The 26966-nt window shown below is 61.7% G+C and carries 26 protein-coding genes and 1 tRNA gene; 9 read left to right on the forward strand and 18 right to left on the reverse strand.

What is annotated here, in order from left to right; genetic code table 11:
- Nucleotides 1–63: 63 nt before the first annotated feature.
- Entirely contained in the window at nt 64–927 is an 864-nt protein-coding gene (locus AB7D48_RS01130) for a sulfotransferase domain-containing protein (RefSeq protein WP_427975349.1), read from the forward strand.
- A 135-nt stretch (nt 928–1062) separates the two neighbouring features.
- Nucleotides 1063–1230, forward strand: coding sequence for a YdcH family protein (locus AB7D48_RS01135; protein ID WP_427975351.1), 168 nt, complete (start codon nt 1063–1065; stop codon nt 1228–1230).
- Between the two features lie 77 nt (nt 1231–1307).
- On the opposite strand, the gene AB7D48_RS01140 is transcribed toward AB7D48_RS01135, so the two are convergent.
- A complete protein-coding gene (locus tag AB7D48_RS01140) occupies nt 1308–1880 on the reverse strand; it encodes a DUF1013 domain-containing protein (protein WP_427975353.1) in 573 nt (190 codons plus the stop codon).
- A 126-nt stretch (nt 1881–2006) separates the two neighbouring features.
- Here AB7D48_RS01140 and AB7D48_RS01145 point away from each other — a divergent pair, with 126 nt between their 5' ends.
- Genes AB7D48_RS01145 through AB7D48_RS01155 form a run of 3 tightly spaced genes read left to right on the forward strand, consistent with a single transcriptional unit; the run spans nt 2007 to nt 3168 of the window.
- Nucleotides 2007–2210 carry a DUF1192 domain-containing protein gene (locus tag AB7D48_RS01145; RefSeq protein WP_427975355.1) on the forward strand — a complete coding sequence of 68 codons (204 nt, stop codon included), beginning with the start codon at nt 2007–2009 and terminating at the stop codon, nt 2208–2210.
- Between the two features lie 17 nt (nt 2211–2227).
- Nucleotides 2228–2743: a Smr/MutS family protein gene (locus tag AB7D48_RS01150; RefSeq protein ID WP_427975357.1), complete on the forward strand. Its 516-nt coding sequence runs from the start codon at nt 2228–2230 to the stop codon at nt 2741–2743.
- Nucleotides 2740–3168, forward strand: coding sequence for a helix-turn-helix domain-containing protein (locus AB7D48_RS01155; RefSeq protein WP_427975359.1), 429 nt, complete (start codon nt 2740–2742; stop codon nt 3166–3168). Before AB7D48_RS01150 ends, AB7D48_RS01155 begins: the two co-directional genes overlap by 4 nt.
- On the opposite strand, the gene AB7D48_RS01160 is transcribed toward AB7D48_RS01155, so the two are convergent.
- Both AB7D48_RS01160 and qhpR read right to left on the reverse strand, forming a co-directional pair.
- The gene (locus AB7D48_RS01160; RefSeq protein ID WP_427975658.1) at nt 3098–3640 is read right to left on the reverse strand and encodes a Maf family protein; all 543 of its coding nucleotides are present in this window, start codon (nt 3638–3640) and stop codon (nt 3098–3100) included. The two genes, AB7D48_RS01155 and AB7D48_RS01160, sit on opposite strands and share 71 nt — an antisense overlap.
- A gap of 32 nt (nt 3641–3672) precedes the next feature.
- On the reverse strand, nt 3673–4692 hold the full coding sequence (gene qhpR, locus AB7D48_RS01165; RefSeq protein WP_427975360.1) for an AraC-like transcriptional regulator QhpR: 1020 nt from the start codon (nt 4690–4692) through the stop codon (nt 3673–3675).
- A gap of 244 nt (nt 4693–4936) precedes the next feature.
- Between qhpR and AB7D48_RS01170 the strand changes: the two genes are divergently transcribed.
- The 3 genes from AB7D48_RS01170 (at nt 4937) to AB7D48_RS01180 (ending at nt 8692) form a co-directional block, all read left to right on the forward strand.
- Nucleotides 4937–6895, forward strand: coding sequence for a primary-amine oxidase (locus AB7D48_RS01170; RefSeq protein ID WP_427975362.1), 1959 nt, complete (start codon nt 4937–4939; stop codon nt 6893–6895).
- 114 nt (nt 6896–7009) lie between these two features.
- Nucleotides 7010–8416 carry an APC family permease gene (locus tag AB7D48_RS01175; protein ID WP_427975364.1) on the forward strand — a complete coding sequence of 469 codons (1407 nt, stop codon included), beginning with the start codon at nt 7010–7012 and terminating at the stop codon, nt 8414–8416.
- Nucleotides 8417–8617: 201 nt separating this feature from the next.
- Nucleotides 8618–8692 (forward strand) — tRNA-Met (locus AB7D48_RS01180).
- A gap of 37 nt (nt 8693–8729) precedes the next feature.
- Here the strand turns inward: AB7D48_RS01180 and AB7D48_RS01185 are convergent.
- The 13 genes from AB7D48_RS01185 to adh all read right to left on the reverse strand — a co-directional run bounded on the left by AB7D48_RS01185 (nt 8730) and on the right by adh (nt 21927).
- On the reverse strand, nt 8730–10031 hold the full coding sequence (locus tag AB7D48_RS01185; protein ID WP_427975366.1) for a Glu/Leu/Phe/Val family dehydrogenase: 1302 nt from the start codon (nt 10029–10031) through the stop codon (nt 8730–8732).
- A gap of 216 nt (nt 10032–10247) precedes the next feature.
- A complete protein-coding gene (locus tag AB7D48_RS01190; RefSeq protein WP_427975367.1) occupies nt 10248–11045 on the reverse strand; it encodes a transporter in 798 nt (265 codons plus the stop codon).
- A 247-nt stretch (nt 11046–11292) separates the two neighbouring features.
- Nucleotides 11293–13662, reverse strand: a complete 2370-nt coding sequence (locus AB7D48_RS01195) for a TonB-dependent receptor (RefSeq protein ID WP_427975369.1) — start codon at nt 13660–13662, stop codon at nt 11293–11295.
- On the reverse strand, nt 13659–14741 hold the full coding sequence (gene pqqE, locus AB7D48_RS01200) for a pyrroloquinoline quinone biosynthesis protein PqqE (protein ID WP_427975371.1): 1083 nt from the start codon (nt 14739–14741) through the stop codon (nt 13659–13661). Before pqqE ends, AB7D48_RS01195 begins: the two co-directional genes overlap by 4 nt.
- Nucleotides 14738–15013, reverse strand: coding sequence for a pyrroloquinoline quinone biosynthesis peptide chaperone PqqD (pqqD, locus tag AB7D48_RS01205; RefSeq protein WP_427975372.1), 276 nt, complete (start codon nt 15011–15013; stop codon nt 14738–14740). The genes pqqE and pqqD overlap by 4 nt, the downstream gene beginning before the upstream one ends.
- The gene (gene pqqC / locus AB7D48_RS01210; RefSeq protein WP_427975374.1) at nt 15004–15753 is read right to left on the reverse strand and encodes a pyrroloquinoline-quinone synthase PqqC; all 750 of its coding nucleotides are present in this window, start codon (nt 15751–15753) and stop codon (nt 15004–15006) included. The genes pqqD and pqqC overlap by 10 nt, the downstream gene beginning before the upstream one ends.
- Nucleotides 15750–16679: a pyrroloquinoline quinone biosynthesis protein PqqB gene (gene pqqB, locus AB7D48_RS01215; RefSeq protein WP_427975376.1), complete on the reverse strand. Its 930-nt coding sequence runs from the start codon at nt 16677–16679 to the stop codon at nt 15750–15752. The genes pqqC and pqqB overlap by 4 nt, the downstream gene beginning before the upstream one ends.
- Before the next feature lie 39 nt (nt 16680–16718).
- Nucleotides 16719–16802 (reverse strand): pyrroloquinoline quinone precursor peptide PqqA, encoded by an 84-nt coding sequence (pqqA, locus tag AB7D48_RS01220; protein WP_427975660.1) that lies wholly within the window; start codon nt 16800–16802, stop codon nt 16719–16721.
- Nucleotides 16803–16899: 97 nt separating this feature from the next.
- Nucleotides 16900–17310 carry a c-type cytochrome gene (locus tag AB7D48_RS01225; protein ID WP_427975378.1) on the reverse strand — a complete coding sequence of 137 codons (411 nt, stop codon included), beginning with the start codon at nt 17308–17310 and terminating at the stop codon, nt 16900–16902.
- Nucleotides 17311–17316: 6 nt separating this feature from the next.
- Nucleotides 17317–18144, reverse strand: coding sequence for a hypothetical protein (locus AB7D48_RS01230; protein WP_427975379.1), 828 nt, complete (start codon nt 18142–18144; stop codon nt 17317–17319).
- On the reverse strand, nt 18134–19837 hold the full coding sequence (locus tag AB7D48_RS01235) for a methanol/ethanol family PQQ-dependent dehydrogenase (protein ID WP_427975380.1): 1704 nt from the start codon (nt 19835–19837) through the stop codon (nt 18134–18136). The genes AB7D48_RS01230 and AB7D48_RS01235 overlap by 11 nt, the downstream gene beginning before the upstream one ends.
- 162 nt (nt 19838–19999) lie before the next feature.
- Nucleotides 20000–20395 (reverse strand): DUF779 domain-containing protein, encoded by a 396-nt coding sequence (locus tag AB7D48_RS01240; RefSeq protein WP_427975381.1) that lies wholly within the window; start codon nt 20393–20395, stop codon nt 20000–20002.
- Complete coding sequence (gene adh / locus AB7D48_RS01245; protein ID WP_427975383.1) at nt 20395–21927, reverse strand: aldehyde dehydrogenase; 1533 nt, start codon at nt 21925–21927, stop codon at nt 20395–20397. The genes AB7D48_RS01240 and adh overlap by 1 nt, the downstream gene beginning before the upstream one ends.
- Nucleotides 21928–22383: 456 nt before the next feature.
- Here adh and AB7D48_RS01250 point away from each other — a divergent pair, with 456 nt between their 5' ends.
- Nucleotides 22384–24663, forward strand: coding sequence for a DUF3141 domain-containing protein (locus tag AB7D48_RS01250; RefSeq protein ID WP_427975385.1), 2280 nt, complete (start codon nt 22384–22386; stop codon nt 24661–24663).
- Between the two features lie 162 nt (nt 24664–24825).
- On the opposite strand, the gene AB7D48_RS01255 is transcribed toward AB7D48_RS01250, so the two are convergent.
- Both AB7D48_RS01255 and cobT read right to left on the reverse strand, forming a co-directional pair.
- Complete coding sequence (locus AB7D48_RS01255) at nt 24826–25587, reverse strand: adenosylcobinamide-GDP ribazoletransferase (RefSeq protein ID WP_427975387.1); 762 nt, start codon at nt 25585–25587, stop codon at nt 24826–24828.
- Entirely contained in the window at nt 25584–26612 is a 1029-nt protein-coding gene (cobT, locus tag AB7D48_RS01260; protein ID WP_427975388.1) for a nicotinate-nucleotide--dimethylbenzimidazole phosphoribosyltransferase, read from the reverse strand. Before cobT ends, AB7D48_RS01255 begins: the two co-directional genes overlap by 4 nt.
- Nucleotides 26613–26966 lie beyond the last annotated feature (354 nt).

Consider the following 26966-nt stretch of genomic DNA (forward strand, 5'->3'; position numbering starts at 1 on the left):
TGGGCGGGCATTGCCCTGGGCCTGAACGGCTTTTCAGGCGCGGCTTTTCAGAAAAACCGCGCCATGTGTTTTGTTTCGGATGTTTTGTTTTGGAGCTTCATGGCCATGGGCAAGCTGGTCTGGCTCGCCTCCTACCCGAAATCGGGCAATACCTGGGTGCGGGCCTTTCTGCATAATTATATCGTCAATGCCGAAACCCCACACAGCATCAACAGCCTGGTGGATTTCTCGGTCTCTGAGTGCGCGATGGCGTTTTTCGGCGCGCCGGGCGAGGTGCTGACCCCGCAAGAGGCGCAGGCCAAGCGCCCCGCCATACATGACGCGCTGACCCGGCTGCATGAGGATCTGGTCTTCGTGAAAACGCATAATGCCAATCTCTCCTTGCATGGCGTGCCGCTCTGCTCTCCCGGCGTGACCGCCGGAGCGGTCTATATCGTGCGCGACCCGCGGGACGTGGCGCTCTCCTACGCCGCCTTCACCGGCAAGACCGTGGATGAGATCATCGCTTTCATGGCCGAGGCGGGAGCCGCCAATGCCGGCGATGGCACGCAAGTGTTCGAGCTGCTCTCCTCCTGGTCGTCCCATGCGCTGTCCTGGGTCGCCGCGCCGCGCCGGCTGCTGGTGCGTTATGAGGATCTGCTGGCCGAGCCGGAACGTTATTTCGGGCGGATCATCCGTTTTTTGAGCGCGCCGGGCACGGCCGTGGCGCCGGACCGGCTGCGCCGGGCTATTGATTTCAGCAGCTTCTCAACCCTCGCCGGCCAGGAAGCGAAGGAAGGCTACCGGGCGGGTGGCCCGAGCGGGGAAAAGTTCTTCCGCGCCGGCAAGGCGGGAGGCTGGCGCGAAGAGCTGAGCCCGGCCCAGGCCGCCGCCATCTGGGCCGCGCATGGCGGGGTCATGGAAAAATTCGGCTATCCGCGCGATTGATCCGGGAGCGGACAATCTGGCCTCGATTTTAGGTGACACTCCCATGGCGGCGGCGCTAGCGTGAAGATCCGGGCAAGACCCGACGATCAAGTGGGTTGCCCGGATTTCATTGGCCAATAGCCATTAGGAGACACCATGAACCTGCAATCGCGTCTCGAATCCCTGAAAGGGCGGCATGCCAGCCTGGAAAGCAAGATCGCCGATGAAGACCGGCGCCCGCAACCGGATATCTCGGCACTATCGCGCCTCAAAGTGGAAAAATTGCGGCTCAAGGAAGAAATGGAAAGGCTGAGAACACAATAAAGCGAACAGGAAAAGAACACGAATAGGAAAAGGGGGGCTTGAGCCCCCCTTTTTTCAGACTTGGCGCGGCGCGTGCGTCACGCGGCTTCCGTGTTCGGGCCGGGCGGGGGCGGGGGCGTCAAACCTTCCCGGGTCACGCGCTCATTGGCGGCGGCCACGGCGTCGTTCAGGTCGGACTGCTTGCACAGCCCCAAAATCACCGGATCGCGCGGCTTGATGTTGGCGCTGTTCCAGTGGGAGCGGTCGCGGATCTTCTGAATGGTGTCCTTGGTGGTGCCGAGCAGCTTGACGATCTGCGCATCGGTCAGATGCGGATAGGAGCGCAGCAGGAAGGCGATGGCGTCCGGGCGGTCATTGCGCTTGGCCACGGGCGTATAGCGCCCGCCTTTCTGCTTCTTCTGCATTTCCGGCTGGGGCAGCAGCTTGAGGCGGCGGGAGGAATCGGCCTCGCAACGCTGAATATCCTCCGCGGTGATCTGCTTGTTGGCCACCGGGTCATACCCGACAATACCCTGCGCGACCTCGCCATCCGCGATGGCCTGGACCTCAAGCGGATGCATGCCGCAAAAGGTGGCGATCTGCTCGAAGGTCAGCCCGGTCTTGTCAATCAGCCAGACTGCGGTAGCTTTGGGCATCAAGGGCAAGGACATGGATCGAATACCTTTTCTCGTTTCGGGCCGAGGCGCCCGGAACGGACTTAGTTACTCGCTTCGGCCGCGCAAGTACAACTGGCGCGGCTTATCAAGCGCCCGCCACCCTCAGGTCAAGACCAATCCATGACATTTTCAGAAGAAGACCTCCCGCCGCGAAAGAAAAAACTGCTGGACCCGCCTGTGCTGGACAGCCTGGGCGTGGAGGAGCTGGCACTCTATATCGCAGAGCTTGAAGGCGAGATTCTGCGGGTCCGCGCGGCGGTCAAGGCCAAGCAGGCGCATGCCACCGCCGCCTCCCTGTTCTTCAAACCGCCCGCCGGGGCGTGAGGAGCGGCATTTGCGCCATGGCGCGGCGGCAAAGCTTATCACCGGAAGATCTGGAACTCTGGGCGGCCTATGGCCGGACATTGACCCGCCTCATGCCCGGCAAATCGAAGCTTCCGGCACCGGCCGGGCCCGTCATTCCGGCGGCCCCGCCGCCCGTGATGGAGGCGCCCACCCCACCCGTGCGCCACAAGGGGCCGCCCGCGCCGCTTGGCGTGAACGCCGCCCCGGCGGGGGTGGATAAATCCACCTGGGGCAAGTTCCGCGCCCAGAAAATCCGGGCCGAGGCCCGGCTGGACCTGCATGGCCGCACCGCCGCGAAAGCCCACCGGGACGTCATGCGCTTCGTGGAGATGGCCCATGCCGCCGGGCTGCGCTGCGTGGAGATCATCACCGGCAATGGGGATATTCTGGCGCGGGAACTACCGCACTGGCTGAACACCCCCACGCTCAGACCGCTGATTCTGGGGCTGGCACATCCGCACGCGCGCAATAGCGGGTCCGTCCGGGTTCTGCTGCGCCGGCGCCGGGCATGACGCCCTTCGGCGAAAAACTGCGCCTGCTGCGCCAGGAGCGCGGCGTGCTCCTGAAGGACATGGCCGCTTCACTCGAAGTCTCCCCGGCTTATCTTTCGGCCCTGGAGCATGGGCGGCGGGGCGCGCCCTCCACCGGGCTGGTCCATCAGGTGTGCCAGTTTTTCGGCTTGATCTGGGACGATGCGGACGAGCTGGCGGCATTGGCCAAACAATCCCGCCCCCGGCTGAAGCTGAACAGCGCCGGGCTGACGGCCGGGCAGACAGCCCTGGCCAACCGGCTGGCCAAGGAGTTGCGCAATCTGGACCCGGAGACGGTGGCGGCCATCCAGACGCTGCTGGATGGCGCCAGACCGCTCACGCCGCCAACACGCCCCGCGCGCGCAAAGCGTCGAGCAAGGCCAGCAGAGGCAGACCCAGCACCGTGAAATAATCGCCCTCGACCCTGGTGAAAAGCTGCGCCCCGGGCCCTTCCAGCCGGTAGGCGCCGACGCAATGCAGGATCTCCCCGGCCTCGGCGGCAAGATAGGATTGCAAAAACGCCTCCGAGACATGGCGCATGGTCAGACGCGCGCGCTCCTCATGCGCCCAGAGCCGCTCCCCTCCCCGCACCAGGCAAACCGCGGTGACAAGCTCATGCGTCCGGCCCGCCAGGGCGCGCAAGTGGGAGGCCGCCTCGGTCAGATCGCGCGGTTTGTCATAAAGCTCATCGCCGCATGCCAGCAGCTGATCCCCGCCGATCACCAGCGCCCGCGGATAAAGGGCGGAAACAGCCCGCGCCTTGGCCAGCGCCAGGGCGGCGGCCAGCGCCGCCGGCGGGCCGGAGAAACCGGCTTTCAGCGCCGCCTCATCCACCTGGGAGGGCACGGCCTCGAACGCCACGCCCGCCCCGGCGAGCATGGCCTTGCGGCTGGCGGAGAGGCTGGCGAGAATCAGGCGTGGAGAGGCTGGCACACCTGCCTGTAACGCGCGGGGGACAGGCCCGTCCAGCGCGTGAAGGCGCGCGAGAAGGCGCTGAGTTCCGAATAACCCAGCAGCAGCGCGACATCGGTGAAGGCGATCCCCGGCAGGGAGGCGTAGCTTTCCGCCAGTTCACGCCTGATTCGCTGCGTTAACTCGGAAAAATCCGCTCCTTCCAGCGCCAGACGGCGGTAGAGCCCGGCACGGCTATAGCCCAGCCGGGAGGCGACGATGTCGATATTCGCCTCGCCGCTGGTGAACCCCGTGCGAATGAGGCTCAGCACCTGCCCCAGAAAATCTTCCGGCACGGCGGAGGAGGCTTGCCGGCGCAGCGCCTCCTCCAATGCCGGCAAGCGGGCGGGATCCGCCCCCGGCATGGGCATGGACAGCACGGCGCGATGAAAGATAAACGCATTGCGCGGGGCCGCATAATAGACCGGGCAGTTGAAGGCCCCCGCCACGGCTTCGGCCTCCACCGCGCGCAGATGCTCAAACTGCATTTCCAGCGGCGCCCAGCCTGGCCCCAGGCAGCGGCGGAAAATGCCCATGAAAATGGCGAGGGACAATTCCGCATCCTGGCGGCGCTGGGCAATGCGCCCATCCGTAATCCGGTATTCCAGCGCCATCAGCCCACCCTGGCCGCGCAGGGTCACGGCCGAATGCTCCTGCAAGGCCGGAAAATAAGCACAGAGATTGCGCAACGCCGCGCCAAGGCTGGGCGAGGCCAGAATCAACGCGCCGAGCGCGCCCATATTCTCCACGCGATATTGCAGGCCATAGCGCAGCCCGAAATCATCAGCGCCGGTCTGCCGGGCGGCCAGTTCAAACAAGCCGCAATAATGACCGAGATTGATGCGGCAGCCGGGATTCTCCACCTCTCCCATGCGCAGGCGGGCGGCGCCGAGAATCCGCTCGGCATCGCCGCCGCATTGGCCGATCACGCCAGAGACGCCCACCGCCGCCGCCGCCGAAATGCTCGGTTCAATGCCCATTGCCTTATCGCCTTTCAAAAATCCCTGTAGGGCATGGCCTTCTCATTTTCAACATAAAGCAATCGCCCAACAAAAGATCATATTCTGTTTCTTTTGTAGACAATCAATTTTCCAGCCCGTTTTTTCCGCCTAATTTGACGCCGAATGTCAAGCCTGAACGCATCGGGATGCGCTCTAGTCGCGGCTGACAACAAGATGCCCGCGCCCGGCGGCGCCATGGGGCATGGGAGCAAGGAGTGTATCGATGGACGATCTGCACCATTCCACGACGGCCGAACCGGGAGCCACCCCCGCCCCGCGCCACCCCTTGACCCCGCTGGACGCGGCGGAACTGCTGAGCGCGGTGGCGATCATCCGCGCCAACAAGACGTTTGGCGATCATGTCCTGTTCGAGGTGATCGAGTTGAAGGAACCCGCCCCCGACGCCTTGGCCGCCTACATGGCCGGCCGGTCCTGGCCGCGCGAGGCCCGGGCCAATGTGTTCCTGGCGGACAAACCCGGCATCTGGCGCCTGACATTGTCTCTGACCGACTCCGCGGTGACCTCGCAGAGCTTCCATCCGGAAGCCCGGCCGATGATCCAGCTCGAACAATTCATCCAGATCGAGGACATCGTCCGCGCCCACCCGGATTTCATCGCCGCCTGCGCCAAGCGCGGCATCACGGATATGAGCAAGGTCTGCGTGGATCCGTGGTCGGCCGGCAATTTCAGCGTCCCCGGCGAGGAAGGCGGGTATCTCTCCCACACATTCGCCTGGCTGCGCCTCTATGAGAACGAGAATTTCTACGCCCACCCCATCGAGGGCGTGAACGCGGTGGTGGACATCAAGGCGGGCAAGGTGATCCGCGTGGATGATTACGGCGCGGAGATTCCCGTGCCGATGGGTGAATATAATTATGAAGCGCAATTCCGAACGGAATTTCGCAAACCCCTCAAGCCGCTGGACATTGTTCAGCCGGACGGCCCCAGCTTCGAACTGGACGGGCGCGTGATCAGCTGGGACAAATGGCGCTGCGTGATCGGTTTCAACGCCCGCGAGGGTTTGACGCTGCACGACATCGCCCATGACGGGCGGCCGATCGTTCAACGCGCCTCCATCGCCGAAATGGTGGTGCCTTACGGCGTGCCGGATAACGGGCATTTCCGCAAGAACGTGTTTGACATCGGCGAGTATGGGTTAGGAAAACTGACCAATTCGCTGACCCTGGGCTGCGACTGTCTGGGGCATATCGCGTATCTCGACGCCGACCTGAACACGATGACCGGCGATATTTTCCATATCGAGAAAGCCATCTGCATCCATGAGGAAGACGATGGGATTCTCTGGAAACATTGGGATTTCCGTACCGGACGCACAGAGGTCCGGCGGGGGCGCAAGCTGGTGATCTCCTCCATCTGCACCGTCGGCAATTATGAATATGCCTTCTACTGGTATTTCGACCAGGCGGGGATGATCGAGTTCGAGATGAAGGCGACAGGCATCATCAACACCTCCGCCTGCCTTCCCGGCCAGCCCAGCAAATACGGCGTGGAGGTCGCCCCCGGCGTGCAAGGGCATATCCATCAGCACGCCTTCTGCGCCCGGCTGGAGATGGCGGTGGACGGGCCAGGCAATTCCATCGTCGAATGCAACTGCCACGCCGAGGAAGACCCCGCCAAAAACCCTTACGGCAACGCCTTTTATCAGGTGGACACGGTGCTGAAAACCGAACTGGAAGCCTGCCGCAGGGCCAATCCGGACACGCAGCGTTATTGGAAAATCATCAACCCCGGCAAACTGAATCATACAGGCAAGCCGGTTGGCTATAAATTGATGCCAGACGCAACGCTGACGCCTTATTTCAAGTCAGGTTCGCCCTCCGGCATCCGGTCGAATTTTATGCAGAACCATCTTTGGGTCACAAAATTCGATCCGGAGGAACGATATCCCGCCGGTGAATACATGAACCATTCCACCGGCGCCGGCGGCGTGGCGGACTTCGTCAAGCAAGACCGGAATTTGGAAAATACCGCGCTGGTGCTCTGGCATGTCTTTGGCCTGCATCATCAGGTGCGGACAGAGGATTTTCCAGTGCAGCCCTGCATCACCACCGGTTTCAAACTCATGCCCTCCGGATTTTTCGATCAAAATCCAGGCATCGACATCGCGCCCGGCGTCAACAGGGCCAGCAAACTGCACGGCGCGAGCTGCTGCGGACAATAAGGGGTTTCGGAAACAGAATACGTTATTTCGGCATACTGCTTGCATCGCAACTCAACGGCTGGCCCCGCCGCTTCGCGGCGAGACCGGCGAAGAACCTCACAGGAGAGCTTTCGTATGGTAGCTACGACGGACGTTGCCGCTCACGCCGCGCCCCAACTCAAACGCGGTGTGCTCAACCGCTTTGAGATGATGGGACAATCCATCGCCAATATCGCGCCCACCCTGACCCCCGCCCTGAATATTTCCGTGGTGGCGGGGCTGGCCGGTGTCGGCTCATGGATGGCGTATCTCATCGCCACGATCGGGCTTGTCTTCGTCGGCGCCTGCATCTCGGTCCTGGCGCGCCGCCATCCGGAAGCAGGCTCTTATTTCGTGTATATCGGCCGCAATTTCGGTCCCGTGACCGGCGCGCTCGCGGGCTGGGCGATGATCCTGGCCTATCTCACCACGGCCGCGGCCGTGACGTTCGGCGTGCCGCTCTTCCTTGGCAACCTGCTCGCCGTTTTCCATATCAGCCTGTCCTTCCCCGTACAGACCATCATCATGATACTGTTCCTGGGATGCGTGGTGTTCGCCGCCTATCGTGACATCCAGCTCTCCTCCCGCGCGGCGCTGGTTCTGGAATCCGTCTCCATCGGCATCATCATCGTCATCACCGGCATCGTCATCGGCAAGCACGGCACGGTGGTGGACCCGGTGCAGCTTGATATCGGCAAAATCCATTTCGGCGCGGTGATGTCCGCCCTGGTGTTCGGCGTGTTCAGCTTCGTCGGTTTCGAGAGCGCCGCCACGCTGGCCAAGGAATCCGCCAACCCGCACAAGAACGTGCCCTTCGCCGTCATCGGCTCCGCCGCCCTGGCCGGAACCTTCTTCGTCATTCTCTCCTACTGCATGATCATGGGCATGGACGACAATGCCAGCGCCATTGGCGGCAGCTCCTCCCCCTTCGCCGCGATGACCGACAAGGCGGGCCTGCCCTGGGCCGCGGCCGTGGTTTATTTCGCCGCCCTGGTGAGCGGTTTCGCCTGCGCGCTGGCCTGCCTCAACGCCAGCTCGCGCATGCTCTATTCCATGGGCCGCTACCAGTTCCTGCACGGCTCCATGGGGCTGGTGCACAAGGTCCACAAGACCCCGCACATGGCGGTTCTGGCATCCGGCGTGCTGACGCTGATCCTGCTTCTGGTGCTGCTGCCCGAAGGCTTCCTCAACGCCTTCGGTCTCACCGGCACCATCGCCACCTACGGCTTCGTCGTGGTGTATTTCGCCGTCTGCGTCACCGCCCCGGTGGATGCCTATCGCAGCGGCGCGGGCAGCCCGGTGCATATCATCCTGGGTGTCATCGGCGCGTTGCTGATGGGGTTCGTCATCTACAGCTCCGTGGTGCCCTACCCCGAGGCGCCGTTCAACGCCCTACCCCCGGTCTTCCTGATCTATATGGCGATCGGGCTGATCTGGTTCCTGATGCTGAAGGCGAAATCCCCGCAGGTGCTGGCCAGCATCGCCAACGACATGGAAGGCTAAAGCGACAGGCCTATATCCCGAATCTGAAATCCACCGGATTTCAGGAGCAGGATACCCCCCAACGGCCCCGGGCGCGAAGCCCGGGGTTTTTTCATGGCCACCCGCCTGCCCGGCCCCTCTCGCGCGGTTCAGAGCGCTCCAACCCGCAAAGGGCCATTGACTTCTCAGGCGAGGCGAAGTACCCGCACCCTCACCTCTCATGGCGGCGTAGCTCAGTGGTAGAGCAGGGGAATCATAATCCCTTGGTCGGTGGTTCAAATCCGCCCGCCGCTACCAATTTCTTCTTCATCGATGGATACGGACCGACCCCGGCTCAGGGGTAAAGTCCGCGCTCGTTCCGGGCCTCCAGCACCCGCGTACACGCCACCACGAAGGCGCCTGTGCGCAGGCTGATGGCATGCCGCTCCGCCGTGGCCCATATATGCTTGAGCGCGCCGGTGATGATCTGATCCAGGCGCATATTGATCTCGCTCTCGCTCCAGAAAAAGGAGGAGAAATCCTGCACCCACTCGAAATAGGACACGATGACCCCACCCGCGTTGCAGATGACATCGGGCAGGACCGTCACGCCGCGCGCGGCGAGGATATCGTCCGCGGCGGGAACCGTCGGGCCATTCGCCGCCTCCAGCACCAGCCTGGCGCGCAGGCGCCGGGCCCGTGCCTCGGTGATCTGCCCCTCCAGCGCGGCGGGAATGAGCACTTCCGCCTCCACATCCCAGAACTCCTCGCTCTCCAGCCTCTCCCCGCCGGAAAACCCCGCCACCGTGCCATGCGCGGCCACATGCTCGGTCAGTGCCCGCACATCCAGCCCCTGGGCATTGTACACACCGCCGCCATGGTCCTGCACGGCGACGATCTTGCAGCCCTCGCGGGCAAACAGCTCCGCCGCGTTGGCGCCGACATTGCCAAACCCCTGCAAGGCGATCCGCGCGCCCTCTGTCGGGATTTTCAACCGGCGCATCGCTTCACGCCCGGTGACATAAACCCCCCGCCCCGTGGCCTTCACACGGCCCAGCGACCCCCCCAGGCTCACCGGCTTGCCCGTGACGACGCCGGTGGTGGTGGCGCCGACATTCACCGAATATGTATCCATCATCCAGGCCATGACCTGGGCATTGGTATTCACATCCGGCGCGGGAATATCCCGCTGCGGCCCAATGATCAGGCCGATCTCGCTGGTATAGCGGCGGGTGACCCGCTCCAGCTCCTTGGCCGAAAGGCGCCGGGGATCCAGACGGATCCCCCCCTTGGCGCCGCCGAAAGGCAGGTTCACGGCCGCGTTTTTAACCGTCATCCAGGCGGAGAGCGCCATCACCTCCTCCAAGGTGACGGCGGGGTGATAGCGTATGCCCCCCTTACCCGGCCCGCGGGAAAGGCTGTGCTGCACGCGATACCCCTCGAAATGAACAATCTCCCCATTATCGAGCTGGACGGGCACATCCACGATCAGAACCCGCTTGGGGCGGCTCAGCGTCCCCGACCAACGGGCCAAATCGCCCATATAGGGCAATACGCGGTCAAGCTGCGCCAGATATGTGCCCCAAGGGCTGTCCGGCGCCGGCGACACATAAGACAGATTGGTGGACGGCGTCGAACCTTGTTGAATTCCGGTCACGTTGTTCCCCTCTTTTCATCGTCCCCTGGGCACGTTGGCATAAGAGCGTTCCAACACGCGACCAGGAACAATCAGGCCGCGCCGCCGGAACCCCATGGAGACGGCACCATCGGATGGATCCGGCCGGAAGAACCAGAGGGGAAGCCTTCGGGTCTGCCTTGTATGAAACAAATAGCTTGGGCACCGGCGGGGCGCGGGCACGCCCCGCCGGATGGCTCAGCTCACCGGAACGATCAGGCGGAACCAGAAACGCGTGTCGTTACCCGGATAATTCGTCTGCGTCACGGCATGGGTGAGATAGCTCTGTAAAATCACCGGCCCGAAATTATACCCGACCAGCCCGCCCATCGCGAACTGGCTTTGCTTGGCATAGCCGCTATAGGGTGTGCTGGTATCGGTGGAATAATAACCGACCGGCCCGAAACTCCATTTGCCGTAATTCTTCGTCGCGGTCAGGTCGAGGTTCAAATAATTCGGCACGGTTTGCGTGTTGATCTCATTTCCCAAAATCAGATTGGCGGTGAGATCGTAGCCATTGCCCGTATAGGAAATGGCGAAACGCTGGTTGATGGTGGTGCTGTCATTGGCGACGGGGCTATGCATCTTCGGATAGGTTCCCAGCAAATAGGAAACACCGACGCCATGCCCAAGGTCCCAGGCCAGCTGGCCCGCGAACCAAAGATTATACCAGCCCTGTACGTGAGAATCCGGCGTGCTCGCCTCGGCGAGGGGAAAAGCCGCGTAAAGCTGCAAGCGCCCTCCCAGCAAGGTCGCCGGTGTCGACCATGCCACGACCGGAATGGTGACCCCCAGACTCTCCTTGCCATATTGGCCGTAATCCGTGGTATCCAGCAAATAAACGCCCTGGGGCAATGGCGCGCCCGAGGCAAGGCCAATGGTTTCGCCCGGCTGGGTTACCGAGCCCGCCATGGCTGGCGAGGCGACACCGGCCAACAACGTGCCCGCCAGCAAGGCCAGAATTCTGGACGCACGTCTGCATTCATGAATCTTCATGGTTCCCCCTGTATGATCGGAAGACCGGCGCAACACCGCCTTCCCTCTTGCTTTTAACTTGGACATTCCGGCGCCACTTCCGCGCACCGAAGCGGTATCATGGCGGGCTTAAAATCCGCTTATGATACCGCCAGAAACGCGAAGCATTTTTTATGCCAAACAAAAAAACCTGAAAAAATCAGGAAAAATGCAAATCAACGCGGTCTGATCTTGTCATGTTTTTCCGCATTGTCGCAAAACGGAACAGTCAAAAAGTCAGCTTCATACCAGCGGTCACAGCGATCGGCGCGCCGATCGAATAGCTACGCGGGTTGCTGTAGCCCGGCGCCTCGGCGACATAAACATCGCCGACATCGGAATAGGTTCCATAGACATAATAACGCTGGTTGGTCACGTTATCGATATTGCCGAACAATGTCAGGCGTGGCGTCAGCATATAGCGCGTGTTCAGATTCAACAAAGCATAACCCGGCAGCTTCTTATCCTGGTTCGACGCGTCTCCGATCAGATAGCTGCCCGTCTGCGCCGTGCCGGTAAAGCCCAGCACCCAGCGCGGGGTCACATGATAATCCGCGCCGAACTTGAACAGATTTTCCGGAATGCCCGGCACGAAATCCCCCTTGTTGACGGTGATATCGCCATCGCCGTCGGCATAAGGGCTATTGCTCTGCTCGATGAAGCTCGATCCATATGTCGCCTGGATCCGGGAATAAGATCCATAAAGGCGCCAGCGCGACGAGACATATTGCACGGCCACATCACCGCCGCGCCGGTGCACGCTGCCGATATTGGCGAAATACCCGTTGCCTTGCGGGTTATATGGCGATTGCAGAAACTCTATATCGTCGCTGGCTTCATCATCATAAGCATCGGCCTGGATATTCAGGAAATTCCCGCCCACCAGGAACGTGCCGCGCAACCCAAGCTGAAAATTACGTGACACAATCTGCTTCAACGGCGGATCACCGGACATGAAATTGGCCATGGCGCAGCTATCCTCGGGGCTGGAGCATGACAATTCCGCCGGGGTGGGCGCCGCATTCTGTACCGACCAACTACCGTAAACCGTCAGCAGAGGCGTGATATTGTAAGCCGCCCCCAGGGAAGGATTGAAATGCTGATAATAATGACCGCCATTCAACCCGCCTGGCGCCGCGTTCGGATCGTAACCAAGCTGGTTATGCAATGCGATCTGGGCGATATTGAAGCGCCCGCCCGCCGTGAGGGAAAGCTTGCTGGTAATGTCGAACGTATCGGTAACGTATAAACCGTAATACGCATTGCGGACCCCAACATCCACGGGCACCGTTCCGGGTTCGTCCACGACATAGCCCAACCCCGTCCCGGGCAAGGCGTAATAATCGCGCGAATCCAGGGTCAAGGCGCCGTCATAGGCGGCGGCGTTATATGTGCTGTAGCCGCCATCGTAGCTCACACCGGCGACAAGCTGGCCCAGCCGGCCTTTATGCGTTATCTGCGCCGAAGCGCCATAGCCGTTGGTGTTGGTCGTGTTCAGATTGAGCTGGCCGTAAGCCTCGTCCCCATCCGGCAGATATTGCGGAATGATGCCGCCGCCGGCCATGGTGGCATAATCACCGCCCGCGCCACCTTGGCACAAATATTTTCCATCCCCGCAGGGCAGATCGCCAGGCCCGTTGCCGTTGACGAGATGCTCCCAGATATTCTCATAATAAAGCACGGCCTGCAGGGAGGTCTGATCCGTCAATTTGAAATCGAGCGTCGTGCTGACGCGCACATATTTATCATTGATGGAATTCGGCCCCGTGAACTGCGCCGAGGGATTCGCCTCCAGAATTTCAACCGGCACCGTGCCTGGCCCGTGCAACCCGGATTCAGCGGCGATGATGTTGACATGCATCTCAGCCCTGCTGCCGCGCCAGCCAAGGTCCCCATAGAGACTTTTCAGGTCGGACCCTTGCTCATCGCGCCAGCCTGTCTGCCTGGCGCCGGACACATCGATGTAAGCCGCCGTGTTTCCCGCCTGCTTGCCATATTCCAAATGTCCCTGGAGGGTGCCGAATGACCCGCCCTCGACCTCCAACGCGCCACCCGGCGCGGTAAACCCATTCTTCATTTTCACGTCGATGGCGCCACCAAGGGCATTGAGCCCATAAACCGGATTGCCCGCCACGATGTCGAAGGACTCGATGGCATCGTCCGGCAACAGGCTCCACATGGCGAGATCGCCAAACGGCGTGTTGAAACGGGCTCCATTCACGTAAACGGAAAGCCCCGCCGGCGTCCCCTGGATGGGCGACAGCTCATACCCATGATAGAGAATGGTCGGCTGGTACGGGTTGGCCTGGCTGTTTTGCAAATTCACGCCCGCGGCCTGCTGGTTCAATGTGCGGGTGAAATCCGCGCCGCCATGGCGCGTGAGATCCTGCGCTGAAAAACTTTGCACGGCGGTTGGCCATTTCTGGATGGGAATGCCTCCCCCTAATGGCGAAACACCGATATGCACATCGATTTCAGGATAATCCGTTTGCTTCGGCTTGTTGTCGGGCGTTTTATCTTTGGGGCTTTGCGCCATGGCGATGGCGGGCGTCAAAACCAGCCCCGCCAGCAAAAGCCGCCGCGATGACCGGAAGGTCATGACAGCCTTCTGTACTGAAAGGCACCCGGCCCCTGCCCGGCTTCCGCCGCCGCCATGGCATTCATGGCGTCATGACGCGGCGAGCGCGCGCAAACCGGGTCCGTCGCCGCCGGATCGCCCGTGATGGCCATCGCCTGGCAACGGCACCCACCCCAATCGACCTCCTTCAAGGCGCAGCTTGCGCATGGCTCGCTCATCCAGGCCGTGCCACGAAACTTATTGAAAGCTTCGCTGTTTTGCCAAATGTCCCGCAAGGATGCCTCCCCCAGGCGGGGAAATACCAGCCCGGGAATCGTTTCCGCCGCATGACAGGGCAGCACACGGCCATCCGGAGCGATGTTCAGCATTTTCTGTCCCCAGCCGCCCATGCAGGTTTTCGGCAAATCGGCATAATAATCCGGCACGACATAATCGATTTGCATCCGCGCGCCGATTTCGCGCCGCCGCGCATCCACCAGCGCATTGGCCGCCTCGAATTGCGCGCGGCTCGGCATCAAGGCGGCACGGTTCGCCAAGGCCCAGCCATGATATTGCACATGCGCGATTTCCAGCCGGTCCGCCTCCAGCGCCAGGGCCAGATCGATGATTGCCGGTAATTCCTCAAGATTTTGCCGGTGCATGACGGCATTGACGGTCAAGGACATGCCAAATCCCGGCACCATCCGCGCCACCTCCAGCTTTTTTTGATGAGCCCCCTCGTAATGGCCGATGCGGTCGGCGTTCCTCGCATCCGCACCCTGCAAGCTCACCTGCACATGGCCCAACCCCGCCTCGGCATAGGCGGCCAGTTTGGTCTCGTTCAGCAAAACAGCGGACGTAATCAGATTGGCATAGAGCCCGGCCTGGGTCGCATGCGCGATCAATGCCGTCAGATCCGGACGCAGGCTCGGCTCACCGCCTGAAAAATGAATTTGCAACACACCAAGAGCCGCCGCCTGGTCGATCGCGCCGCGCCAGAACGCCGTGTCGCGTTCAGCGCCGGCCTTCAGCATCTCAAGCGGGTTGGAACAATAAGGGCATTGCAGGGGGCAGCGATGCGTCAACTCCGCCATCACCGCCAAGGGCGGGGCAATATTCATAGCGTTACCAATGCGGCTTGCGCCAAATCCTCAAAAAACACCGTGACATCGGCGCTGATTTCCGCCTCCGGCGCCTGATAGCGGGTGGCCAGAACGGTCACGATCTCCGCCACGCTGCGCTGGCCATCGCATTCAGCGACGATGGCATCGGCGATGTCATCCAGAACCACCACGCGCTCAGGCGCCATCAGCACGGCGGTGTTGCGGGCCTTGTCGAACTGGCGCCGCACACCACGGCGCAAACGGGGCACGCTATGCGGCGTTACGCGCACCGCGCCAACGCCTCGCCCGCACCGAACGCGCCCAAAGGCACATGACCGGGAGAGACATAGGCGGCATAAAGCGCATCGAGCTGCGCCCACAGCACATCGCATTTAAAGCGCAGCGCCGCGATCACCTTCTCCTGCTCGGCGCGGTTCGTGGCATGCTGCTTCACATATTCCAGGGCAAAATTGGCATCGCGCGGGGCCTGGGTCAGCCTCGCATTGAAATAGACCAGCGTATCCTTTGATACCCAGTCATAATTCGACAGCATGCCCGAAACACGCTCCGCGATGATGGTCGGCGAAAACAGCTCGGTCAGGGACGAAGCCACCGCTTCCAGCAAGGATCGGTCACGCACGAAATGAACATAGGCCTCCACCGCGAAGCGCGTGGCCGGCAAAATCCCTTCCATGGATTCGACATAATCGCGCTCCAGCCCCACACCTTCGGCCAGGCGCAGCCAGCGGGCGATTCCACCATCGCCTTCGCGCTCTCCATCGTGATCGACGATACGCTGGCGCCATATGCGCCGCGACGCGGCATCCGGCAGGCGCGACAGCACGATCGCATCCTTGATGGGAATACAAGCCTGGTAATAATAACGGTTCAAGGCCCAGGCCTGAACCTGTGTCTTGTTCAACTCCCCTCCATGCAGCAGTTTATGAAACGGATGCAGGATATGATAGCGCTTGGCACCGACATCGCGCAGCACCGCCTCAAGCTCAGCATGTGAGAGCATATTCGTCATAACGTTACCTCCATCCCGTCATAGGCGACTTCCCAGCCAGATTCGCGGACTTTTGCAGCCTCTGGCGAATCGTCGCATAAGATCGGATTTGTATTATTGATATGAATGAAAATCTTACGTGTCTTCGTCAAGGATGAAAACGCGGCCATCGTTCCTTCCTCGCCGGAAACGGATAAATGCCCCATGCGCGCTCCCGTCTTCTGACTCAGCCCCGCCTCGATCATTTCGCGATCATGCCAGAGCGTACCATCGAAAAACATGACATCGCTGCTTCCCGCGCGGCTGAGAATATCCGCCGTCACATCGGCACAACCCGGAATGAATAAAATTCCGTGCCCCTCCTGATCTTTTATCGAGAGACCGATCACGCTTTCACCGCTGACCAGGGCCACCAGATCGCGTCCGTTTTCCTGATAAAGCGGCAGCTTGCCCGGTACTGAAAACGCCTCGACCGTCAGGCCAAGCCCGTTTCCCGCCGCGTCGCGCAACTTCACCGCGCCTCCCTCCGGCAAGAGTTCGCGTTTCACGAGCGCCGGATTCATGACGCCAAACACCTGATTTTCGTCCAACACGGAGCCGACGAACTCTTGTGCATAGAGCCTGAATTCATGCCCCTCGCGCAATGTCAGCAGCCCGGCGATACAGTCTATGTCCGCGCCGGAAATCACAACCGCGGCGATTGGATTGTTTCGCGCCCCGCCCTCATGGCATGGGTGCAAAATCTCATGCTCACGCAGTTGAAACGGCAAGTCCGGGCTGGCATTCAACAACACCCAATTTTTGCCATCGGCGCTGACCGCGAGCGAAGCCTGGGTTCGCGGTTTTACCGCGGGGTCACCGGCACGCGCGCGCCTACACCCATTGCAATGGCAGTTCCATTGTGGAAATCCACCGCCGGCGGCCGATCCAAGAACCCTCACGCGCATGGAAGAAACGCAAGCAATGCCTGGACCGGCTCCACCCTCTTACTTGCGGACAGCCGAAACGTAAGAATTGATCTCAGCGCCGATGCAAATCTGCTTGATAACCGGTTTATGCCACATTTTCATTCCTCCTTCGTTTTTGAAAACCAGCACCGGATGGCACCGGTATTTGCAACCACGCTGCAAATGTCTTGCCGGGCCTCGCGGCCCGGCGGAAATGTCTTTACTTGACCTGGGAAACCAGCGGCGTGGTGTCTGTCAACGCCTTGTCGTAGCTGATCGCCGTGGTGCCGGCGGGGTAACCGTTCTTTTGCAGAATATAGGCCATGATGTCCTCATACTGCGTATGGGTCAGGCTGCCCGGCTCGCCCGCGGGCATCTGCTGGGACAATTCCGCGAAAATCGCGGCCACGGTATAATTGTTGCTGGGCGCGGCGAAAGCCTGGCCAATCAATGCCGGCGCCGCGCCGCCTTCCAGATTCGCGCCATGGCACATGGCGCAATTCTGCACGAAGTCGGCCTCCCCGGCCTTGGCCTGAGCATCGGTATAGATCGACGGCGGCGTCCCCGCATGCGCGGCAACGGCCAGCAACGATGTAACAAGCCCTAAGGCCCCGATTTGCAGAAACTTCATCTTCCCTCACTCTTCCAGTTTTGAAACGCTCTTCACCGGAGCATCATAAGGTTTCACGACACCACCAAGCTGATGCGATGCGGTCAGCGACGTAATGGCCTCATTGAAATCCTTCACCGCCCGGCTATCTTGCGCCGTTTGCGGGTAGAGAGCAACAACGTTCCAATTCGCATAGGGCATGCTCAATTCCGCGACATGCACGCTATGGGGATGCATCGAGAGTTGCTGGTTGAGCCAGGGTTTCCAAATAAGGGCCGTTTTCACCTCGCCATCGAGCATCGCCCCATAAAGCTGTTCATTGGTGAAATAAACATGCTCGTGAGACATGGTCGCGACGGTGAAATAAGTCGTGGCGGGAGACATGTTGAGCACACCTATATTGCCCGCGCGCAACAGGCCGGCGAACCCGCCGGAGACATCGCCCTGCCCCACCGCCACGAATCCCGTGCGCACATAAGGCCGCGTGGCGCTCATTCCTTCCGGTATGTTGCCACCCCCCGCCTCCATGGGAAACCCCATGACCAGGTCGCATTGTTTGCCAAGCGCCTGGAGAGTCTTCTGGGTTTCGCCTTTCGGGCCGTCATCGTCGCCATCGCTATCCGCCTTCGTGGAATCACGCACCACGAAAGCCGCCACATCTCCCGCTTTCTGCGCCACGGCCCGCGCCACCGCCATATCGGTTGGCAGCATCGGGTTGGCCTTGTCCACACAAAAGGTGATGGTGCCCGCATGGGCAAGGCCAGGGCAAAACAGCGCCGCCGCCAGCAGCGCGGCGCTGGAGGAGAAAATCCCCGGCCGCTTGCGCGGCCGGGTCAGGTCACCTTTAGGAGCCAAGTTTGAAGACATAGAGCTGTCCAAAACGGGGAGTATCCTTCGTGGCATCGGCGAGCTTGCCACCCCAAATCGGCCACACGCCACCATAGCTGGTCCAAACCGCGACATATTCCGTGCCATTCACGCTATAGGCCACGGGATCGGAGAGAATGGACGATCCCAGGGCCGGGCTTGTCCAGAGATCCTTGCCGGTTTTCGCATCGAACGCATGCAGCTTGCCGTCGATCGTGCCGGAGAACACCACGCCCCCCGCGGTGGACAGCGCGCCCGCGTCCCAAGGTTCCTTGGTCTTATGCTGCCAGACCTGCTTGCCCGTATCCAGATCGATCGCCTGGAAAGACCCGAGATGATTCGGCGAGGTCGGATCGGGCAGCATCTTGAAGGTCTCACCCAGATAAGGCAGGCCGGCGGCATAGGTCACCGGCACACCGGTCATGGTCATGCAGGCATGCAGCGTCGGCACATAGGCCATATGATTTTGCGGATCCACCGCGATGGGCCACCAGTTCTTGCCACCCAAGAAGGAGGGGCAGGTCGTGATGGTCTTGCCCAGGGCCGGGCGTTCCGCCGGGTTGGTCTGGGTCACGCCATCCTTGATGCCGGTGATGGATGTATCGTGCACGAAGGGCTTGGCATAGATCAACTTGCCCGTGGTGCGGTCGATCGCATAGATATAACCGTTGCGGCTCGGCGAGATCAGCGCCTTGTATTTCTTGCCCTCATAGGTCAGGTCGGTCAGCACCGGCGTGTTGACACCGTCATAATCCCAGGTGTCGTTCGGGGTGTACTGATAATACCATTTCAGCTTGCCCGTATCCGGGTCCAGCGCCACGACGGAATCGGTGTAGAGATTGTCGCCCGGGCGCATGGTTGCCAGCCATGGGCCAGGATTGCCAAGCCCCCAGAACAACGTGCCGGTTTCCGGATCGTAGGTGCCGGTCATCCAGGGCGAACCGCCACCGGTCTTGTAGGCGCCCGCCGGCCAGGTCTTGCCCCCAGGCTCGTTCTCGGACGGTGTGGCATAGAACTTCCAAAGTTCCTTGCCGGTATCGGCATCCAACCCAACGATGAAACCGCGCGCGCCATATTCGCCGCCGCCCGAACCGATGATGACCTTGCCATTCACGATCAACGGCGCCTCGGTAATGGAATAGCCGGTGCCAGGCTGCGCCAGGGATATATTCCATTTCACCGCGCCGGTCTTGGCATCCAGCGCCACGACATGATTATCCAGCGTGCCGAAGATCACCAGATCTCCATAAAGCCCGACACCACGATTATTCGTGTCGCAGCACAGCGTCTTGAAGGCCGCCGTCGGCAACGGATAATCATATTGCCAGAGCTTCTCGCCCGTCGTCGCGTTATAGGCGATGACATGGTCCTTCGCGGTGGTCACGAACATATAATTGCCGTTGATCACCGGCGCGTTCTCGAACGCATCGGGAATGTCGATCTTCGGCGATGTCCAGGCCGTGGTGAGCTTGGCGACATTCCCGGCGTTGATCTGGTCGAGCTGCGAATAATTCTGCCCGGAATAATCATGGTTGAACATCAGCCAGCCATCATTGCTCGCGGCATTGTCCAGCATTTCATTGGTGACGGACGGATAAGCGCCAGGGTCGGCATGCGCCACCTGCGTTGCCGCCAACGCGACACTCAGGCCAAGCCCGGCACCAGCCAGCAACCTCCCCATGAGCCTCGAAGAATTCGGAACATTCATTCTGTTTCCCCTTGTTCTTGTAAAACCTAAAACCTTAGCCTCGTTAACCGCGAGCGGTCACGCATCAGGGATGCGCTCGCTCCCGTCTCCCAACAATCATCACGGAATCCGTAATGAATCCTTAAGGCCAGAGCCTTACCTCGCCATCGCACCGCGCGGCGCGTCTCCGCCACCAAGCCGTTCCAGCTCGGCATCCGTAAAAACCCGCGACCTTGTGAGAAAGCGCAACCCCGTGCCGTTCTCCAAAGAGAACATTCCTCCCATGCCTTCCACCACATCGATGGTCAACTGGGTGCAACGCCAATATTCAAACTGTGAGCGGCTCATGAAAAACGCAGCCCCGCCAATCTCTCCCAGCTTCACATCGTCGGGCGCCACAAGATAATCGCCCACCGGATAACACATGGGGGACGACCCATCGCAGCACCCGCCCGACTGATGAAACATGATCTCCCCATATTTCGCCCGCAGGCTGGCGATGAGATCCAGCGCGCCTGGCGTGGCCAGAACACGCGCCGGACAGTGCGACATCAGAAAAAGCCCAGTGGTTTCTGGCTATAGCTGACCAGCAGGTTCTTGGTCTGCTGATAATGGTCGAGCATCATCTTATGCGTTTCGCGGCCAATGCCGGATTGCTTGTACCCGCCGAAGGCGGCATGCGCCGGGTAGAGGTGATAGCAATTCGTCCAGACGCGCCCAGCCTTGATGCCACGGCCCATGCGGTAGGCGCGGTTGCCGTCGCGCGACCACACACCGGCCCCCAGGCCATAAAGCGTGTCGTTGGCGGCGTGCAGCACCTCTTCCTCGGTCTTGAAGGTGGTGACGGACAGAACCGGCCCGAAAATCTCCTCCTGGAAGATGCGCATCTTGTTGGTGCCATGAAACACCGTCGGGTTGATGTAGAACCCGCTGGACAGCGCCCCGCCAAGATCCGCCTTGCCACCGCCGATCAACAGCTTCGCGCCTTCCTGCTGACCGATGTCGATATAGGACATGATCTTCTGCATCTGCTCCGAGGAAGCCTGCGCGCCGATCATCGTGGACATTTCAAGCGGGCTGCCCTGCTTGATGGCGGCCACGCGCTTCAACGCCTTGTCCATGAACTTGTCGAAAATGCTCTCCTGGATGAACGCCCGGGACGGGCAGGTGCAGACCTCGCCCTGATTCAGCGCGAACAGCACCAGCCCTTCGATCGCCTTGTCCAGGAAATCGTCATCCTCGGCCATCACGTCGGAGAAGAAGATGTTGGGCGACTTGCCCCCCAGCTCCAGCGTCACCGGAATGAGGTTGTGGCTGGCATATTGCATGATCAGCCGGCCCGTCGTGGTCTCGCCGGTAAACGCGATCTTGGCGATGCGGTTGGAGGATGCCAGCGGCTTGCCGGCTTCCAGCCCGAACCCGTTCACCACATTGATCACGCCCGGCGGCAGCAGATCGCCCACCAGCTCCATCAGCACCATGATGGAAATCGGGGTCTGCTCGGCGGGCTTCAGCACCACGGCATTGCCGGCGGCCAGCGCCGGCGCCAGCTTCCAGATCGCCATCAGCAGCGGGAAATTCCAGGGAATGATCTGGCCGACAACACCCAACGGTTCATGAAAATGATAGGCCACCGTGTCATGGTCGATCTCCGACAGCGCGCCTTCCTGGGAACGCACGCAAGCCGCGAAATACCGCAGATGATCGATGGCCAGGGGCACGTCGGCGGCGGTGGTCTCGCGGATCGGCTTGCCGTTATCGACGGTTTCGACATAAGCGAGCAAATCGAGATTCTGCTCCATCTTGTCGGCGATTCTCAGCAGGGCCTGGGCCCGCTCGGCGGGCGGGCGCTTGCCCCACGCCTCGGCCGCCGCATGGGCCGCGTCCAGCGCCAGATTGACATCCGCCTCGTTGGAACGCGCGGCCTGCGTGAAAACCTGACCGGTGATGGGCGAGACATTGTCGAAATACTGGCCCGAGAGCGGCGCGGTGAATTTGCCGTTAATGAAATTATCGTAACGCGGCTTGAAGGAAAAGCCGGAGACCGAGCTGCCGGACAAAGGCGCGATGGCGGCGTCGAGCATAATCTTGTTCCTCGTTTTGTTGACACGGTTGAATTCGTGCCAGTGGACGTTCAGCCAACTACCCAGCAAACCCCATGCCAAACCTGAAAACGGCTTTCCGCCTCGAATCCTCATCCCGTTACGGGCATGAGGCGCGTTACAAAAAAATACACCGTCCCAAAACTGAACATGCCACACCCTCATTCGCTGCATTGCGGCATCCGCGCAAACTTGTTTCAGATTTATTGAAATTCAAAATATAATGAAAATTACTCGATCATTGTCTCTTTTCCGTCTCCAGCGCCCGGCATTCGCCATCGCGGCGGGCATGGTGCCGCGCCGCGCCGGCACATGCTGGCCCCTTCCGGAAATTGACAATCATCATTCCCGTCCGCGCATGGGTTTGTATGCTGCGCGCGGCTGTCGGCCTGGCATAACGGCCACGGCTGGCAAACTGAACTGCAAGGGAAAGTTTTCGTGAGCGACAAAATGTCCAAATCCGATGTGGCGGTCCCGGGTAACACCCGGACATGGCCCGCCGACCCCGCTGGCTGGGCTAAACAGTTCACGGACTGGGCCAGAACCGCTTATGCCAAGACCCCCGCCGCCAGTTGGCCCGCGGGTGCCGGGCCCATGGCGGAATTCACGCTCGATAGCTGGCAGCGCTCGGTGCTGTTTCTGGATCTCCTGCGCAAGCGCGGCAACGAGCAGGTCGACATAACCGCCAGACCCTCCGCGACCGTGCTGAGCTTCGGTTACGAGGTTCTCATAAGCGGGCGCGCCTTGCCACGGCCCATCAATTATTCCCTGTCGCGCATCGTCCCGCCGCCGGGCGTCGAAATCAACCCGCGCAAGCGCCCTGTCGTGGTCGTGGATCCAAGGGCGGGGCAAGGGCCCGGAATCGGCGGCTTCAAGACGGAAAGCGAAATCGGCGAGGCCTTGCGCAACGGCCACCCCGTCTATTTCATCAATTTCTCGGCAAAACCCGAGCCGGAACAAAGCTTTCTCGATGTCGTGGAAGGACAGATCGGCTTCTTCGAGCATGTCGTATCCCTGCATCCGGACGCGCCGAAACCCTTCGCCGTGGGCAATTGCCAGGCCGGTTACCAGACTCTCATGGTGGCGATGCTGCGCCCCGATCTGTTCGGCCCCATGATGGTGGCCGGCTCGCCAATGTCCTACTGGCAAGGCGTCCACGGCAAAAACCCGATGCGTTATGCGGGCGGCCTGCTTGGCGGTTCCTGGCTGACAGCCCTGGTTTCCGACCTTGGCGGCGGCAAGTTCGACGGCACCTGGCTGGTCCTGAATTTCGACAATCTCAATCCCGCCAACTGGCTCTGGGGCAAACAATACACGGTCTATTCCGAGATCGACACGGAGAGCCCGCGCTATCTCGGCTTCGAGAAATGGTGGGGGGATTTCATCACCCTCAATGGCCGTGAAATCCAGTTCCTGGTCGATCAGCTCTTCATCGGCGACAAATTGACCCGCAACGAGATCCGCTCGAGCGACGGCAAGGTCTTCGACCTCAGAAACGTCACCTCCCCAGTCATCGCCTTCACCTCGGAAGGAGACAACATCTCTCCCCCGCCGCAAACATTGGGCTGGATTCTCGATCTTTACAAAGATGTCGACGCCATCCGGGCGGAAGGGCGCACGATCGTCTATTGCGTGAACCAGAAGGTCGGGCATCTCGCCATTTTCGTTTCCGCCAAGGTCGGCGCGAAGGAAGATGAGGAAATGCTGCGCCTCATGGACCTGATCGACTGCCTGCCGCCCGGCCTGTTTGAACTCGTCATCACGCCAACGCCCGAAGATGAGGTCAAAGCCGGCGCGCATCCCTGGCATAGCCGCTTCGAGTTGCGCTCCCTGGACGACATCCGCGCCTTCGGCCGCAACAGCGTGGAAGATGACCGCGCCTTCGCGACAGCCGCGCGTGTCTCCGAGATCAATCACTCACTCTACAACACTTTCCTGCAACCCTTCGTGCGCATGGCGGCGACACCGTTGCTGGCCGAGGCCGTCTTCAAATATAACCCCTTGCGGCTCAGCTACACGATGTTTTCGGACAGCAACCCGTTCATGCATGGCGTGGCCAAGCTCGCCCAGCAAGTCTCGGCGGCGCGCAAACCCGCGGGCGAGGGCAACCCCTTCGCCGTTGCCCAGAAAAACCTGTCCGATCAGATCAATACCGGGCTCGATGCCTATCGCGACGCGCGCGACGCGATGGCCGAAAAGCTTTTTTTCTCGATCTATGGCTCACGGATCCTGCAAGGTCTTGTCGGCGTCAATCTGGACGGCAAGGTACGGGAGCTGCCACCCGGCAACCCGTTGAGGGACGCATTCCAAAAACAGGCCATCGCCGCATTGCGCGACCGCCTGCGGGATGGCGGGTTCGACGCGGCCCTGATCCGGGCGATCCTTTATGTGATCTCGGCGGAGCGCGTCATCGATGAATCCTTTGGCGCGGCCCTCAACGAAGCCCGCCAGAATCTCCTGCGCCTGCCGCTGCCGGCCTTCAAGCTCCTGGCGCGGGAGCAATTTTATCTGCTGCTGCTGGAACGCGAAAAAGCCGTGGAGGCAATTGCCGACATGGTAACCGAAGCCGGGGAGCGGAAAACCCTGCTTGAGAAAACCATCGCCATCGCCACGGCGGATGGCGCTTATCCCCTCTCCAAGCAGGTTCGCGTGGAAACGCTGGGCACCATGCTGGGCATCGCCTCCGCGCCTGCCGGCAAGACAAAAACCAAGGCGTGATCCTTCCCGCATGGCTCAAGCCGGGCCATCATGTCTTCGCCGCGCAGGTTTGTTCCGGCGCGGCGAAGACAGCATGAACAATATATGCGCCAACCCGCCCAAAAACCGAGGGGATGGCGCCCACCCAAATCCCGCGATGCGCCGGCTTGGCCAGCCCGCGCATCACATCGCGGCCGCCAGCACAACAAGCCCGACGGTCTCGCCAATCACCTGCGCCGCGCCCAACACATCCCCGGTAAAGCCGCCAATCTGCCATCTGGCCAGCAACGCGACCCCCAAAACCGCCAGCGCCATGCCCGCCAGCGGCACGAAACACGGGGCCGCGCCGGTCACGCCGGTCAGCAGCGCCAGCCCCGCCGCCAGCATCAGCCCCACCAACACCGGCCCCCTCGCCACCGTCTCTCCGGCCGCCTGGCCCAGCCCGTCGGCGCGGGCGGGCGGCAAGGCCAGCATCACCACCGGCAGCAGCGCCCGGCTCCACGCGCCCAGCACCGCCAGCCTTGCCACCATGCCCACAGCCGGCAAGGCCGCCATGCACTCCGCCCGTACGCCCAGAACCAGGATCAGCGCCACCACCCCATAGCTGCCGATCCGGCTGTCGCGCATGATCTCCAGCTTGCGCGCCTTGCCGCGCCCGCCGCCAAACCCGTCCGCCAGATCCGCCAGCCCATCCTCATGCATCGCCCCGGTCAGCAACGCGCCAGCGCCGATCGCCATCGGCGCCGCCGCCATGGGCGGCAGCCCGGCCCGCGCCGCCAGCCAGAATACCAGCCCCGCGCACGCGCCCACAACCGCCCCCACAACCGCATACGCCCATGCGCAAGCCGCCAGAGGCGGCGCCCGCTCCATCCGCCCCACCGGCAGACGGCTCAGCAGCATGAAGGCCAGCCGCGCCTCGTCGAACAGGCGCCCCCCCAGCTTCATGCGTCGGAGACACCCGCCTCGGCGAAGGTCGACATGCCATTATGCGCCTCCAGCGCCGCGCGCACCACGCCCAGCGCCACGGCGGCGCCGCTGCCCTCGCCCAGCCTCATCCCCAGCGCCAGCAACGGTGTCTTGCCCAGCGCGTCCAGCAGCCGCCCATGCCCCGGCTCGGCGCTCACATGCCCGGCCAGGCAATGCGCCAGCGCGCCCACGCCCAGCTTTTCCAGCACGGCGGCGGCGGCGGTGCAGATAAACCCGTCCAGCAACACCGGAATCCGGTATATCCGCGCCGCCAGAATCGCGCCGCAAATCGCCGCCTGCTCACGCCCGCCAAAGGCGGCCAGCACCGCCAGCCCGTCCTCGCGCACCGCCCGGTGCCGCGCCACGCCGGTCTCGACCGCCAAAATCTTCCGGCTCATCCCCGCCTTGTCGGAGCCCGTGCCCGGCCCGGCCCAATCCGTGGCCGCCCCGCCGAACAAGGCCATCGCCAAGGCCGCCGCCACGGTGGAATTGCCGATGCCCATCTCCCCCAGCAACAGAATATCCGCCGCCGGATCCACGGCTTCAGCCCCCTTGGCCATGGCCGCCAGCACCTCCGCCTCGCTCATGGCCTCGGTTTCGGTGAAATCTCCGGTCGGGCGCTCCAACTCCAGCGCCACCACGGCCAGATCCGCGCCGCTGGCCCGGCAAAGCTGGTTGATCGCCGCGCCCCCCGCCTTGAAATTCTCCACCATCTGCACGGTGACCTCCTGCGGATAGGGGTTCACCCCTTTCGCGCACACGCCATGATTCCCCGCGAACACCAGCCCCTGCGCCTTACCGATTCGCGGACACGCAACGCTCCGCCAGCCCGCCATGAACAAGGCCACTTCCTCCAGCCGGCCGAGCGATCCGGGTGGTTTGGTCAATTGCATCTGGCGCGCCCTGGCCGCATCGGCGGCCTTTTCATCGAATGCCGGCAGGCAGGCCAGACGGGCGCGCAAGGCCTCGAACGAGACCACGGGAAACAGAGACTCAGCCATCATCATCCAATCAACTCAAACATGCCGGCAACATACGCTCACAACAGAACGGGGCCAAAAGGCCCCGTTCATGAGATCATGTCCAACCGTTACGGGTGGCCGCCACCGCCACCGGGCCCACCGCCCGGTCCGCCGCCGCCGCCGCCAGGGCCACCGCCGCCGGGTCCGCCACCATGGCCGCCGCCCCAGCCAGGACCGCACCCGCCCATCCAGAACGGGCCGCAACAGGCCGAAAGAGACCCCGCCGCCAGCACCAGAACCCCCACCAGGAATACTTGTCTCAAACCTCGCATCTCAACTCCTTCTGAAACGCCATTGTCCGGATATAAGGCGCCGAATACGGCCAAAGAGGGCGCT

The organism is Acidocella sp., assembly GCF_050253495.1.
In the GTDB taxonomy this organism is placed as follows: domain Bacteria; phylum Pseudomonadota; class Alphaproteobacteria; order Acetobacterales; family Acetobacteraceae; genus Acidocella.